This is a genomic window from Pseudarthrobacter sp. NPDC058362 (assembly GCF_042723515.1).
Lineage (GTDB): Bacteria > Actinomycetota > Actinomycetes > Actinomycetales > Micrococcaceae > Arthrobacter.
In genome coordinates this window covers 497,544-511,038 of the sequence record NZ_JBHXIW010000001.1, presented here as the reverse complement: position 1 = coordinate 511,038, position 13,495 = coordinate 497,544, and the positions used below count along the sequence as shown (strand labels likewise).

Genomic DNA, 13,495 nt, shown 5'->3' with positions numbered 1-13,495 from the left:
GAGCATACAAAGACCCGCCTTGGCAGCCATCTATGCGGGGCTTCTCGCGGCGCTCACCATACCCGCGCTGAATTTTTCGGCGAGCCACATTGACTGGCCGCCTGACGTGACTGTGCAGGCCTTGCTGATGGTCCTAGTTCCCACAGTTGCGCTTTACTACTCTGTGCTGTCGCGAGAGCACAGTTTTGCATGGTCGGTCTACTGGACTTGGTCGTTGGTGTTCCTCGGCCTCGCCGCCGCTTATCAACTGGCCGAGGGGACCTTCCCTTGGGGAGGCATGCTTCATGAGGGAGACATTTCAAACGCGCAACGGATAGTCCTTATGGGCCACGCCGCCGTCATCACAGGGTTCGTGGCGATGAGATTCCGCGAGCGGGGACAAACATGCAATAACTCATCCCAGCGCACGACCGATTCGCCCCGGTTGAAAACCGGAGTCATGAGCGCATTACTTGTTCACGGAAGTATCGGCGCCCTGTTCTCCATACTAATGGGGCCTGCGATGTTTTCTGGACGCCAGGCGTTCCAATCCGGCCTTGCCGCAAACGAAGGGCTTCCAGGGTTCGGGAGCCTGTACTTTCTGTCGAACGCGGGCGCAATCGTCCTACCCGCGATGGCCATCCTGTTGCGGAAAAAGGGGCTCAACATACCCGTTCCCGCTCTGGTCCTTTCGGCGCTGCTCTCGTTCTTGGTCACAAACCCGCTGATCGGCTCGCGGTTCCTGACAGGCAGTTTCCTTGTTGCCCTCACAGCCGCACTCGTTGGTCCACAAGCGCGGCGCTGGATGCCCGCAGGGGTCATCCTGGCTTTCGTGACCGTATTCCCTACCCTTGACCTCCTACGTGGTGACGGAACTGGCGCGACCGAAGTGGCAATTACGGCACCATCGGAAACACTGACAACATTCGACTACGATGCCTTCGAAATGCTGACCCGTGAGGTGTCCCTGCACGGCGAACTCAACACCGACATAAGCCGGGCCGATCTGGCCATTGCACCATTCTTGCGCTGGATTCCCGTGCTTAGTCAAGGAGTCCAGGGCGACGCATCCGGCCCTGCAGTCGCGACGTCGACTGGGATGGGATACACCAATGTATCGATGCCACTCTGGGGTGAAGCCGACCTGATCGGGGCCGGGTCCGGGGTGCTTGTCGTGTTTACAGTCGTGGGCCTCGTGTTGGGCAGGGTCCAACATGCCACCCTGTTCACGTCGTTGCTGGAGATTCCCCTCGCCGCGCTATTGTTCATCGTGCTCCGCGGCTCACTTTATGAAGTGCTGGGTTACGTACTTCTTGCATATGCGGTTGCTTTGACGTTCTCCTACTTAGCACGGAAGGACAAGTTGGACAGACGAGATCCTCCCGTCGTGGAGAGGCGCGAATCTTGGGAGCTGGCACCACAACGACCCCGAGGCATCTGAACGAGCCCCGAGTCCTGAGCCGGCCGCCACAGGTATAATCGAAAAATCCGCAAATGGCTGCCTGGATAATTGGCAGAGCTGACGGGCGTCTACTCAGGGGGAAACAGGCTTGGACTTGCGCGACTACCTGCGGATCTTGCGCCGCAACTGGACAATTATTGTTGCGTTCGCCCTCGCCGGGTTGCTGTTGGGGGGTGCGGTTTCTCTTTTCTCGAAGCCCACCTACACAGCTGAGACCCAACTTTTTGTTGCTATACAAGGTTCCGGCACGGTTCAGGAATTACAGCAGGGAAACACATTTACCCAAGCGCGTGTCCAGTCATACGTAAAGACCGTAGTTTCCCCTGTGGTGCTGCAGCCCGTCATAGACACCCTAGGGCTGACTCTCACCGCTGAAGAATTGGCAGGCAAAGTAAAAGCGCGTACCGACGTTAACACGGTGCTAATTAGCATTGCCGTAGAGGATAGTTCGCCTGTCCAGGCTTCCGCCATTGCCGCGGCCGTCGGTGACAGCCTGATCAAAGCCGTGGACATGCTTGAGAAGCCCAAGGCTGGAGGGACTTCCCCGGTAAGTCTTTCGGTGATAAAGCCGGCTGTTGCGCCGCTATACCCCTCTGCCCCGAATACCCGTTTGGACCTCATACTTGGCATGTTGACAGGCACTTTGCTCGGAGTTGGGTTTGCACTGTTGCGCACTACCCTGGACGCCCGAATCCGCAATGAGGACGACCTTCGCCAAGTGACCGAGAGTCCCCTGCTCGGAGCAATTTCCTACGACCAGGACGCCGAGGGCAGGCCTTTGGTTACCCAGCACGCCCCCCAAAGTCCCAGGGCCGAGGCGTTTCGGCAACTGCGCACGAATCTGCAGTTCGCCAACGTGACAGGGACGGCAAACACCGTGCTTATTACCTCGTCCCTCCCTGGGGAGGGTAAGAGCACAACGGCGACCAACCTTGCGATCGCATTGGCTCAGGCCGGCCGCACCGTTTGCCTTGTTGACGCGGATCTGCGGCGCCCAATGGTTGCTGAATACTTGGGGCTTGAGCGCAATGCCGGCCTCACTACAGCCCTCGTCGGCGCGGCAAACGTGAATGACCTGCTGCAGCCGTGGGGCGACGACGAACTCTACGTCCTTGCGTCCGGGCAGATACCCCCGAACCCCAGTGAACTGCTTGGATCATCAGAGATGCAGCATCTGATCGAACGGCTGGGAGAGGCTTTCGACACAGTGATCATTGATGCGCCACCTCTACTGCCCGTGACGGACGCGGCAGTTCTTTCCCAGCACGTTGGGGGAGTCGTCCTTGTGGTAGGCGTTCAAAAAATAAAGAGGCATGATCTCGAAAAATCCCTTTCGAACCTCAGGCTGGTCGAGGCCAACCTTCTGGGGGTTGTGCTCAACCGCGTCCCCGCCAAGGGCGCAGATGCCTACAACTACGGGTACTACTCGAAGGAATTGCCATCGAAGGGTGGTCGTTCCGTGGCCGCATCCAGGTCCCGTCGGGCGCACCCTGGGGCAGCAGAACTGTCATCGGAGTTGCCGAGAGAAGATGGAACGCGGACTGCCGTTCCTTGGCCAAGGCATGCTACTGGCGCGGCTCCCGAAATTGGCGCTTCCAGGCACTTCTGAGTCGGCGGACCATGTCTCGCAAGTCGCCTTTTTATCGGTACGACATGCCCCGGAGTACGGAATTTCTTAGGCCACCATCCCCGCGACTGTGTCTCGCACCAATCCTGCAGCCTTTGTGCCAGTAGCGGCGACCAGCAAAGGTGCCACCTCCAGCAGGCCCGGATGCGTGAGTATGTCCGCCCCTGAACGTTCCAAAGCCGGCTCCCGCTCAAATCGCAACAGCGCGGCCCTCAGCGGAATCGAGGCCTCCCGGAGATTGTCCAGATCACACGGAAGCTCCCTTTCAGAATCCGCAAGAGTCAGCGCGGGTACGCCGATGGTCAGCGCATCAATGAGCGCCGTCGAATTGATACCTACCACAATATCGCCGGGAATGAGCGACTCCCAGAAATCGGAACCATCCTCAATCCGGAAAGAGCCTGCTATGGCCTTCCAGTCATCGTCGAGGTCTGCCCCCGACAAACTGGGGTGTGGCCGGATACTGCACTTCAGGCCCCAACCCGTGGCCGCCGCGCAGAGACGGACCAGGGACTCCCGTTCCGTCTCGGACAGCCGTTCCATCGAATGCATGACCCTCAGCCGTCGTGGCGGCGCGGGTGCAACCGACTTTCGAATTTCCGGTCTCCCGACAACGTGGCAGTGGCTTTGCGGGCTTGCCGCGCGAAACCACCGAAGCTGGGAGTCACCCCATACCAGCACCTGGTCGGCGACTGGCGGCAGATAGTTTTGGTTGGGACTGCCATGCACCAAGGTAGCGGTTTTCCGACCGAGCTTCTTCGCCTGCCAAATCAGCGGCCGGCAATAAGCGGGCCGGTCGAAGTCCGCGAGCCATAAATGATCCTTGGGCAAACTGGATACCCATGAGTGGGCGAAATCGTAGCGCACTGCCTGCAGGACAAAAAGGACCTCAAGGTAAGTCTGTGAAAGGCCCTGGTAATGGGTGGCCCTGAGTACCGTCCGCCGACGCAGTCCAAGAGCACGCCACAGGTGGGCGGGACTGAGGCTCGGGCCAAAGGACCGGACAGTAAGGCTGGGGAAATGGTACATTCCGCGGGACAGGGGGGCATCTGCGAGCCTGGTGTCTCCCACGAGGTTTACGGTCACGCCGCCAAGCGCCTCCACAACGGCGGCTCCAAGACGCGCCCCATGTGCGACTGGATTTGCAAGGACGAAAGTAAGCTTCGCAGATACGGGCTTAGTTGGCCTACGTGCGGGCACCACGAGCAGAACCACCAGCACTGCCGCAGTCACCACGGCCCTAAGGCATTGGTGGCGGTGGCGCAGGTGGTCGCCTTGCTTCAGCGAGTCTGCAACCTCTTTTGCCAGGCTGGACATCTCCGGACTACAAGCCCTCATTGCACCGGGCGCCGGGCACGGCGCAGCACCGCTAGCACGCTGCCCATGCCGGCCAGTGCGAGCGACCGTAGCCAGGCCCACGAGGGTTCCCCCATTCCCGGCTTCGGCGAAGCTGGAAGAGGACGGAAATTCCGCTGAGTTGCCTCTAGAAATGCGAATCCCCAGCTGGCGTCCGGTTCAAGATACGCGCCTTCGGCCCACTCGTTCCACGCGTTAACGAAGACGAGTCCCGTGCCTTGCCGGTTATCCTCCGTACTTCTCGCATGGGACAGCCACTCCGCGTAGTCCCTCGGGTTATGGCCCACGTAAATCGTGGCTTTATTTCCGCGGCGGGCCGTATTGTCCCAGCCAGGGGCAACGCCCCGATATCGGATGAATGACGGTTGCCTTCTGCGCATGAACCGTTTCGCCATGCGCTGATAGGACATGATCCGGCCTGCGAAATCGTCTCGGAGCCCCTTAACCGGAAGCAGCTGTGCTGATGCCAGGGTGTTCGAGCCCACGGGTGGGAATTCCGCGATCGCGTCGACACCGTACCACCCTGGTTGGATTCCGAACCTGGTTTCGGCGGCAATAACATGAAGCTCACCAAGTCCGTGTTCCTGCGCCAAAACGCGCCATTGGGACACAAGCTCTGCAGCATTTGGGATGTGATCGATTCGGTGGATAACAAGGACCAGGGCGCCGTCCACCCGAAGATAACGTTCATCCCGAAAGTACGGAAGAAAATCTGCAAAAATCTCCTCCGCTGTGGAGCCTGAGTAATTTTGCCCCACTAGAACCTCGTGCTCCTTGCCGTCCCAGCGTCGCGTCCAGTTTTCATTCGCCCATGAGAGGCAAAAGGGGAATTCCGGACCTGACCGGATGTAGTTGTCGACCGGACGCTCCAGTAGCCGGCGGCCATCAAACCAGTAGAAATAGAAGCAGAAGGCATCCACGTCGTACTGCTTGGCAAGTGCTGCCTGACGGTGCATGACTTCAACGGTCCGCAAGTCGTATTGCCCGAGTGTCTCGACCTGCCGTGGATGGTCATGACCATCAAACTGCGGCGTAGCCTTGCTGACATTTGTCCATTCTGTAAAACCGGGCCCCCACCATTCGTCGTTCTCAGGAATCTGATGAAACTGAGGCAGGTAGTATGCGACAGTCAGGGACGGCACCCCGCTCGACAGGTTGGACACTGCTAAACCTCCAATAGGGATGACTTTTGTGATGTAAGGGCCGGAAACGAATAGCGGCTTAGAGGGGCGGCGCCACTCTTGGCCTGAGCGCCCAGATACCGGCTCACAAATCACCCTGTTGCTCGACGGGATCCCCAAATCTGTGGAACTGCCCCCGCCACCTGCGGCGGGCCCCTGGGAGCGGCACCATAAGCAATTCCGGATGCCTCGAGTAAAAGCGCCAAGCCGAGGCGATCTCCCTAGTCCAAGGCTGAAGTCGGAATTTCTTGGTATCACGCTTCCATGCATGCACCCAGGAAACACCGGGAACCAGGATCACCTCCTGTCCACGGGCCCAAGCATCCAGGCCGAAGGCGTGGTCCTCGTAATACAGGAAATACCGTTCGTCCCAGCCACCTGCGGCGCGGATCCGTTCTGTGGACCCGCACACGCCTGCACCCATCACCCACGCCACGTACGTGGGTGCGCGTGACGTGTCAGGGAGGTAGTTCATGACCGAGCTGCCTGGAAGAACCATGCCGCGGTGTGCCAGTTTGTCCACCAAATACGGTAGTCCTCGGCCATTAGGCTGGATGGAGCCGTCAGGATTGGTCAGTTGCGGAGACACAATGGCGTCACGCTCGCTGATTACCCGTTCCAGGATCTCCAGTGAGGATGTATCAACCGTCACATCAGGATTGACGAAAGCTACATAGGTGCTCCGGGCGGCCCTCAACCCGACGTTGTTCGCCCGGCTGAATCCCAAGTTCTGGCCAAGCCGGACAACTTCCGCACCCATGCGTTCCGCGAACTCGGGCCCGCCATCACTGGAATTGTTGTCTACGACGATCCAACGTGCGCCGTTCAACTCCACCCCCTGCCACCAGGTGCAGAGTTCCTCCAGGTTGTTATAGGTGACGGTAATCAAAGTCCATGAGGACGCGGCCTGATTCAATCGCGATCTCCTTTCAGCACGGGGGCCAGAACAGAGGCAACAAAGAGGGATGCCACCCGCATGCGCGAACAACGTCCGCGGACAAACGCACGCGCGCAGAGAACGGCAAAGGCAGGAGTAGGAGGGCCGGCACTGAATACTCTGAGGACGGCTGCCTCGCGGGATGCGGGGTTTTCGCTTCGGCCCAGTGCCAGCCTGCACATGTTGACCCGCCACTGCCATCTGTGATCAACCAAGTAGCGCACAGACGAAATGAGCCCCGGTGAACGCCGCCAGAGGCGGACCGCCCGGTATAGGGGGTTTCGGCCCATCTCCTCGCCAATGACATTCGCTTCATGCTGGTGATAGTCCTGCACGATGTCGGGTACCGTCCGAACGCCCCTATCGAGAGCCGCGCAGAGTCCCAACCAGTGGTCATGGTACGCAACATCCGTTGGCGTGGGAAAAGGCAATGCTTTGGTCAGGAGATCGGACCGGAATACGGCCAGGGCACCGCTGATGACATTGTCCAGAAGGAGTTCTCCGACGTTGAAAAACCTGCGGTCAGTCACTCCCACCGGCTTCCGGGCGTCTCCCTTGGATTGTAGGCGGACGATCCGGGCTTGGCCGGAGACAAGGGAGGCGTCGTCGAGGTGTCCAAGCAACACACTCAGTTTTTGTTCATACCAGAAGTCATCCTGGTCGGACAGAGCTATCCAGTGGGAAGAATTCGGAACCAGGCGAAGAATACGTTCAAAGTTCCGATAGAACCCAACCCTCTTCCCGAATTCGTGGACTACAAACCTGTCATCGTTCCCAACCATGCTTTGAAGGTAGGCTGCAGTGGCCGCATCAGTACCGTCTATTCCGATGATGCAGGTCCAATTCCGAGCCGTCTGGCATGCAATTGAGGCGACCTGCTTCTTCAGCAGCTGCAAATCTGGTCTATAGACGGCCAGGCATATGGCGCCAAACTCATCCTGCATTAAGCACCCCCACGCGGCGCACATACCTGGCTACCTGTTTGCGGCGCACACCTGCGAGAGTGGCGAGAAGGCCCAAGCTCAGGACTGGCAGCAGCATGAAGTTATCCGGTACCAAGAGGCCGGCCACGATCAGGGCCGCAATGACGGAAATTTCCGGGAAAAGCTTTAGTGCCGGCACCTCTATTTCACTCCGTCCGCGCCGGATTGCGATGCTCATTGCCAGTTGGCACACGTGGAACAGCGGCACCGCGACAGCCAGGACTCTGATGTCCAGCGGCAAGCCTGCCAACACGGAGAGGCCTACCAGCAGCAATGCCAAGATCGCAGAAACGGGGGTTGTTATTGCAAGGATGGCTGTTCTCCCCGAAATGAATACAAGGTGAATGTTGGCCAGGTAAGCCGTCATGAACGGGGTGCCCGATGCCACGATGAGGGCAACCTGGGTAACTACGTGCCCGTTGGCGACTGGACCTGCAACGAATGGAACAACCGCTGGGGCAAGAACAACAAACCCGCAGACAAGGAGTACGACCATAAGCATCATGGTTCCGTAGGAGGAACGCAATATATCTCCGCGGCTATCGCTTGGGGTTCGGTAGATCATCGGCGCCCAGGCATTGTTAATCGCGCCCAGGAGCATCATCGGCGCTGAACCGATGAGCAACCCGAGTTGGAGGCCACCAGCAGCTTCGAGGCCAACTACCCGCGAAGTTCCGGCCACGAGAAGCAGGGCCAGGAAGCTTACCGCCATTTGATGCGGAACAGTGGGTAGCCCGATGCTAAGGCTCTTTGCAAAATCCATGCCCACGAACCGCGGCCGTTGCCTCAGGAGGCACACTAGGACCGCCACGATTCCCACGGTCAAGTGAACTGCGGAGAGACCACTCAAATATGTTGGTGCAGTCCGCTCGACGTTTAACAGCAACAGGAGACCTACCAGTGGCCCGAGCACGGAGGCTGCGACCCCCAGCAGCACAAAGCTGGCCACTTGCTGCTCAGCACGGAAAAGGGACTGAGCGTTTTGAAGTAATGCCAAACCGAGGCAGGAGACGAGCGGATAGATCAGGATGGCCGGATCTGCCCCTTGCAGCACACCAGGCCCCCACCATGGCAACAGCAGCACGGCCAAACAAAACAAGACGGCCGCGCAGCCGGCGCCGGCCAGGACAGTCGCCACGGCACCGGACCTGCCCGAGTCCTCCAAGATGGCCTGGCGTGTAATAGACGCGGCCAACCCCAGGGTAAGAAGCACAATCCCGAATTGAAAGACTGACACCGAGACAGCCACCACGCCATAGGACTCCGGCCCCAGAACACGCGTCACGAAGGGCGTTGCGACAAAATTCATCAGGATGGGCGCAATGGAAACCGACGCGTAAACTAGGCCGCGGCCAAGAAAACGGCTATTCACCGTCGCCCCGCTGGAATTCGCCAATATGGGCGACGCTCTGGCTGCAAGATGCCAAACTGCCGGTGCCCAAGAAATCCCCCAACCCTCCAGGCGGACGACATGGACGTATTCCAACGCCCGCCACGAACCAACGTTAGCAGTGTCGGCAGTCCGGAAAAACTGCGAATGTCCCAAAGGGGCACACATGGCGGGTCAGGCAGGCAACTTCGCATCATGAAGTATCCGTGCATGCGGCTCATCCGGCTCATGTAGGCTTTCCGTAAAAATCTGCTGGCTACGGGGCGTGCGGCCGCTGCTTGAGTCACAGGGGGGGCTTTGAACGCGAAAACGGATGCTTCCGGACTTCTTTCCGGAAAGATGACAGATGCCGAGGGCGGATTAGAGAATCTTTTGATGCTGCCCTTAGTGGCCACGATGCCTTCTGGGGCGGGCAGCATTGGCAGGCTTTACAGCACCACGAAGCTCTCCTCATGGTGAACCAGCAAGAATCAGGCATGCGGGTTTTGCAGGAACCGGATCCTTGGCGGAGACGTTACGTAAGGCGACTTCAAATCGTCGATGCGAGCCTTGTCGCATGGGCCGTGGCCGGTGCGTACGGGGTTCGTTTCGTACTGGCCGATTTACCGGAAGGACCGGGGCAGGAAGGGCCATATATAGCCCTCTCGGTTGCGCTTGCAGCCGTCTGGTGGGCGATGCTTGGACTCTGGGGCGCTCGCGACGCTACGATTCTTGGTGCCGGATCAGAAGAATACAAGCGGGTTTTCGCGACGTCTGCCTGGCTGTTCGGATTCCTGGCCATCTTTTCCTACGCCCTCCGCATCGATACGGCCCGGGGTTTCGTCGGCTTGGCTTTTCCGGCGGGGGCTGTGGGTCTGCTCCTAGGGCGATGGCTTGTGCGACAGCATCTTACGGTCGACAGAAAAAAGGGGACCAGCAGCTCCCGGGTCCTCATCGTTGGAAGTCCACCGGCGACCGACCACTTGATCCGGTCTTTGAGGAGCGTCCCCGCCGCGGGGTATCTGCCAGTAGCGGCGCATCTGCCCGGCGCCAGCTCCTCGTCGGCCATACTCAAGGAACAGGGTGTGCCCGTTACCGGCGTGCAACCGGACGTGCCTTCCATCCTGGAGGTCATAGACTCCCAAAAAATCGACGCGGTGGCTGTGTCTGCTGGAGTACAAATGACCCCGCAAGACCTCCGGCAGTTAGGGTGGGAACTCGCTGCACGGGACATCGGAATGATCCTGGCGCCTGCTCTCACCGATGTTGCCGGGCCCAGGATTCACACCCAGCCTGTTGCGGGACTGCCCCTCATCCACGTTTCGACGCCGAAGCTCACCGGCGGAAAACGCGTGGCCAAGCGCACCTTCGACATCGCATGCGCGATCTTGCTTTGCATCTGGCTCGCACCGTTGATGCTGGTGCTGGCAGTCCTCGTACGGATGAGCAGCCCAGGCCCCGTTCTTTACAAGCAGGAACGCGTGGGCCTTCACGGCACGACGTTCAAGATGCTCAAGTTCCGGTCAATGAGGGAGGGCGCGGACGCAGAGCTCCTTGCACTCCTACAGGCGCAGGGTTCGACGGAAACCCCTCTCTTTAAGGTGGCGAATGATCCTCGCGTGACTCCCATCGGGCGGTTTCTGCGGAAATACTCCCTCGACGAGCTCCCTCAGCTTTTCAATGTTATCGGCGGGAGCATGAGCCTCGTTGGCCCCCGTCCCCAGCGAGAGGGAGAAGTAGCCCTGTACGATGACGCAGCACATCGGCGGCTGTACGTGAGCCCCGGCATGAGTGGTCTTTGGCAGGTCAGCGGCCGCTCCAACCTCAGCTGGGAGGAGAGTATCAGGCTTGACCTGTACTACGTCGAGAACTGGTCACTCATGGGCGACATCGTGATTCTGTTTAAGACCTTCACGGCTGTTTTGCGAACCACGGGTGCTTTCTAGCTTCCCGGTTAACCGGACTTTCACTACCCTTCTGCATAGATTAAAGGCAAATACTCCATGTACGAATCCCAAGAAATGCGCGACGAAGGAACGGCCTTGAAACCGTCCGGCCGAAGGCGCAAGCGCCCTGCCCGTCTTATCGCAGTGGTAACAGGCAGCCTTCTGCTGGTCGGCCTGATTCTGGCGGCGGGCGCCTCCTTGGCTGGAAAAGCGTCCACGATTCGAATGGAACTCGAGACGTCTAAACAGTTGCTGACGCAGCTCAAGGCGGAAATTGCTGGAGATGACCCTGAAGCGGCGATAGAGACGGTCAACCGCCTGAAACAGCACACTGCATCTGCGCGCGAGCAGTCCGCCGGACCGCTTTGGGCAGCGGCCGGAATAGTCCCATGGCTGGGTCCCAATTTTCAGGCTGCCGGCGAGATCACGGCCTCTGTAGACGACGTGGTGCGGCTGGGCGCAGCGCCGTTGGTGACCGAGTTCCATTCACTTGATTGGAACCTGGTCGCGCCCAAGAGCACCGGCGTAGACCTTGCCCCCTTGCAAGCCGCGGAGCCTAAAATCGCATCTGCAGCCCACGCCGTCCGGGCATCAGCACAGAGAATCAACAGCATCGACAGCAGCGACCTGGTTCCCCAACTCTCAGGGCCCCTGGTGGAACTGCGGGACCAACTGATCTCCACGAGCAGGAGTCTGGACGCTGCAGCCAGCGCCGCGGCCCTCCTGCCCCGAATGATGGGTTCTGACGAGCCCAGAGAATATCTTCTGCTGATCCAGAACAACGCAGAATCCAGGGCAACGGGTGGGATACCCGGAGCCCTTGCAGTACTCACTATCGATAATGGCAAGATCGGGCTAAAGGCACAGTCCAGCGCCTCCGAATTGGGTCTGCTCGCTCCGCCTCTCCCTGTCCCAACGGAGCAGAAAGCCATTTATTCAGGCCGAATGGGACGATTCATCCAAGATGTCAACCTCACCCCTGATTTTCCCACTACCGCGAGCCTCGCCCAAGCGATGTGGGAGAAGAAGACCAGCCAGAGAGTCGATGGGGTGGTGTCGATTGACCCAGTGTCTTTAAGCTACATCCTCGGTGCCACGGGTCCGGTCCAAGTGTCCAGTCCGGCCGGCCCCGAAGCTGGGTTACCCGTTAAGCTCACCTCACAAAACGTCGTTGCAACGCTTCTTTCCGATGTATACGGCGCCATTGAAGAACCCGTTAGTCAGGACGCATATTTCGCAAGTGTTGCCGCCGACATATTCGGCGCCCTCTCCATGGGAAAAGCTGACCCAAAGAAGCTTCTGGAGGCCATCGCCCAAGGTGCCCAGGAAGGACGGATCCTTGTGTGGTCCCGGGATACAAAGGAGCAATCGTTACTCGCCCCCCATCCACTCAGCGGCTACATCGACGGGCCGGGGATATCACCAGCTCAATTCGGGGTCTACTTCAACGACGGAACGGGGGCAAAAATGGACTACTATGTCACACGGACAGCCCAAGTAGTCAAAAAATGTACTCGGGACGGTTATCAGCAGGTTACCGTCCGTATCATCAGTACCAACAACGCCCCTGGAGACGCCGCCCATTCCTTGCCCCCTTACGTCACGGGCGGTGGGACATACGGCGTTCCCGCGGGGTCGGTCCAAACCAACCTCGTAGCCTACGGGCCTGTCCAGGCCAATGTGGAAGTGGCCAAAGTCGATGGACAAAGGACTAATTTCGCGCCGTACCTTCACAGCAACCGTCCCGTGGGTATGCTCTCCATCCGCCTTTCCCCCGGCGAAAGCAAAACAGTCGAGTTTACTTTCGGCGATATTGTGCAGCACACGGAACCGAACTTGGTTGTCACACCGACAGTGCAGCCAGTCAAGGAAGTTATTCTCCCAGCCATCTCCGAGCCGTGCGGCTAAAGGCTCCGCAGCCGGTTAACAATATGTAAACCGAGTGGATTGACATTGCTCACACTACAGTGTGGTGATAGCCTCTGGTTGGGATACACATCCGTGGTTCTGCACAGGTCTCGTGCGGAGGGGAAACTCCCCAACATCGGGTTCAAAAAATTCACAAAGTCTCCGGGGGGACACATGAAAAAAACGCTCGCGGCAATCGCACTTGCGGGATCCATCACCTTCATCGGTTCGCCTGCAATGGCCGGCGAATATCCGCCGCTTCCGCCTGCCGCCACTGTCAGTGACGCAACGGTCGTAGTTGGCGAGGAGTTCATCTTCACCGCGCAGGGCTTTCTGCCAGGGGAAACCGTGACTATCTCCATCGCGCTTACCACTACCGGGGCAGCGAACACCGGCGGCACTGCGCTGTCCGGCAAGATCCCTGTCTACCAAGCACCGCAGACGCTCGGTGCGACCGCGGATGCAGAGGGCAAGATCGCTGTTCCGCTTACTATCCATGAACCCGGCACCTATAGCATCACGGCTACGGGCAACACCTCCGGCGTCGTTGTAGGTCCCGTTTATGTCACTGTAGTAGCAGCATTGGCCAGCACCGGTGGAGGCGCAGACTTGGCAAACACTGGTGCAGACTCTGGCTTGATTCTCTGGGGCCTGGTCGGCGCTGGCGCATTGGCCGCAGGTGCAACCTCCGTGGTCGTTGTCCGCCGCCGTGCCAAGGCAGAGGTCGCCTAGTCATAGGCTCACCGC

At 59.1% G+C, this 13,495-nt stretch carries 10 protein-coding genes; 5 read left to right on the top strand and 5 right to left on the bottom strand.

The genetic code is table 11. The annotated features are described in order from the left end of the window. Positions 1-19 precede the first annotated feature (19 nt). Complete coding sequence (locus ACFWIX_RS02410) at positions 20-1,420, top strand: hypothetical protein (protein WP_377214511.1); 1,401 nt, start codon at positions 20-22, stop codon at positions 1,418-1,420. 109 nt (positions 1,421-1,529) lie between these two features. Further along, positions 1,530-3,050, top strand: a complete 1,521-nt coding sequence (locus tag ACFWIX_RS02405; protein ID WP_377214510.1) for a polysaccharide biosynthesis tyrosine autokinase — start codon at positions 1,530-1,532, stop codon at positions 3,048-3,050. A gap of 66 nt (positions 3,051-3,116) precedes the next feature. Here the strand turns inward: ACFWIX_RS02405 and ACFWIX_RS02400 are convergent, their stop codons facing one another. The 5 genes from ACFWIX_RS02400 to ACFWIX_RS02380 form a co-directional block, all read right to left on the bottom strand. Further along, positions 3,117-3,935, bottom strand: a complete 819-nt coding sequence (locus ACFWIX_RS02400) for a hypothetical protein (RefSeq protein ID WP_377214509.1) — start codon at positions 3,933-3,935, stop codon at positions 3,117-3,119. 467 nt (positions 3,936-4,402) lie between these two features. Beyond that, the gene (locus ACFWIX_RS02395) at positions 4,403-5,587 is read right to left on the bottom strand and encodes a glycoside hydrolase family 99-like domain-containing protein (protein ID WP_377214508.1); all 1,185 of its coding nucleotides are present in this window, start codon (positions 5,585-5,587) and stop codon (positions 4,403-4,405) included. Between the two features lie 103 nt (positions 5,588-5,690). Next, positions 5,691-6,521 carry a glycosyltransferase gene (locus ACFWIX_RS02390; RefSeq protein ID WP_377214507.1) on the bottom strand — a complete coding sequence of 277 codons (831 nt, stop codon included), beginning with the start codon at positions 6,519-6,521 and terminating at the stop codon, positions 5,691-5,693. Further along, a complete protein-coding gene (locus ACFWIX_RS02385; RefSeq protein ID WP_377214506.1) occupies positions 6,518-7,438 on the bottom strand; it encodes a glycosyltransferase in 921 nt (306 codons plus the stop codon). Before ACFWIX_RS02385 ends, ACFWIX_RS02390 begins: the two co-directional genes overlap by 4 nt. 37 nt (positions 7,439-7,475) lie before the next feature. Continuing rightward, positions 7,476-8,921, bottom strand: a complete 1,446-nt coding sequence (locus ACFWIX_RS02380) for a lipopolysaccharide biosynthesis protein (RefSeq protein ID WP_377214505.1) — start codon at positions 8,919-8,921, stop codon at positions 7,476-7,478. A gap of 446 nt (positions 8,922-9,367) precedes the next feature. Between ACFWIX_RS02380 and ACFWIX_RS02375 the strand changes: the two genes are divergently transcribed. The 3 genes from ACFWIX_RS02375 to ACFWIX_RS02365 all read left to right on the top strand — a co-directional run bounded on the left by ACFWIX_RS02375 (position 9,368) and on the right by ACFWIX_RS02365 (position 13,480). Further along, the gene (locus ACFWIX_RS02375) at positions 9,368-10,840 is read left to right on the top strand and encodes a sugar transferase (protein ID WP_377214504.1); all 1,473 of its coding nucleotides are present in this window, start codon (positions 9,368-9,370) and stop codon (positions 10,838-10,840) included. Positions 10,841-10,897: 57 nt separating this feature from the next. Beyond that, complete coding sequence (locus ACFWIX_RS02370) at positions 10,898-12,748, top strand: DUF4012 domain-containing protein (protein ID WP_377214503.1); 1,851 nt, start codon at positions 10,898-10,900, stop codon at positions 12,746-12,748. A 174-nt stretch (positions 12,749-12,922) separates the two neighbouring features. After that, positions 12,923-13,480, top strand: coding sequence for an LPXTG cell wall anchor domain-containing protein (locus tag ACFWIX_RS02365; protein WP_377214502.1), 558 nt, complete (start codon positions 12,923-12,925; stop codon positions 13,478-13,480). Positions 13,481-13,495 lie beyond the last annotated feature (15 nt).

What these genes read in the sequence shown, in the direction of transcription:
- ACFWIX_RS02375 (WP_377214504.1), top strand. Translation starts at nt 9,368, where the DNA reads ATGGTGAACCAGCAAGAATCAGGCATGCGGGTTTTGCAGGAACCGGAT.
- ACFWIX_RS02370 (WP_377214503.1), top strand. Translation starts at nt 10,898, where the DNA reads ATGTACGAATCCCAAGAAATGCGCGACGAAGGAACGGCCTTGAAACCG.
- ACFWIX_RS02365 (WP_377214502.1), top strand. Translation starts at nt 12,923, where the DNA reads ATGAAAAAAACGCTCGCGGCAATCGCACTTGCGGGATCCATCACCTTC.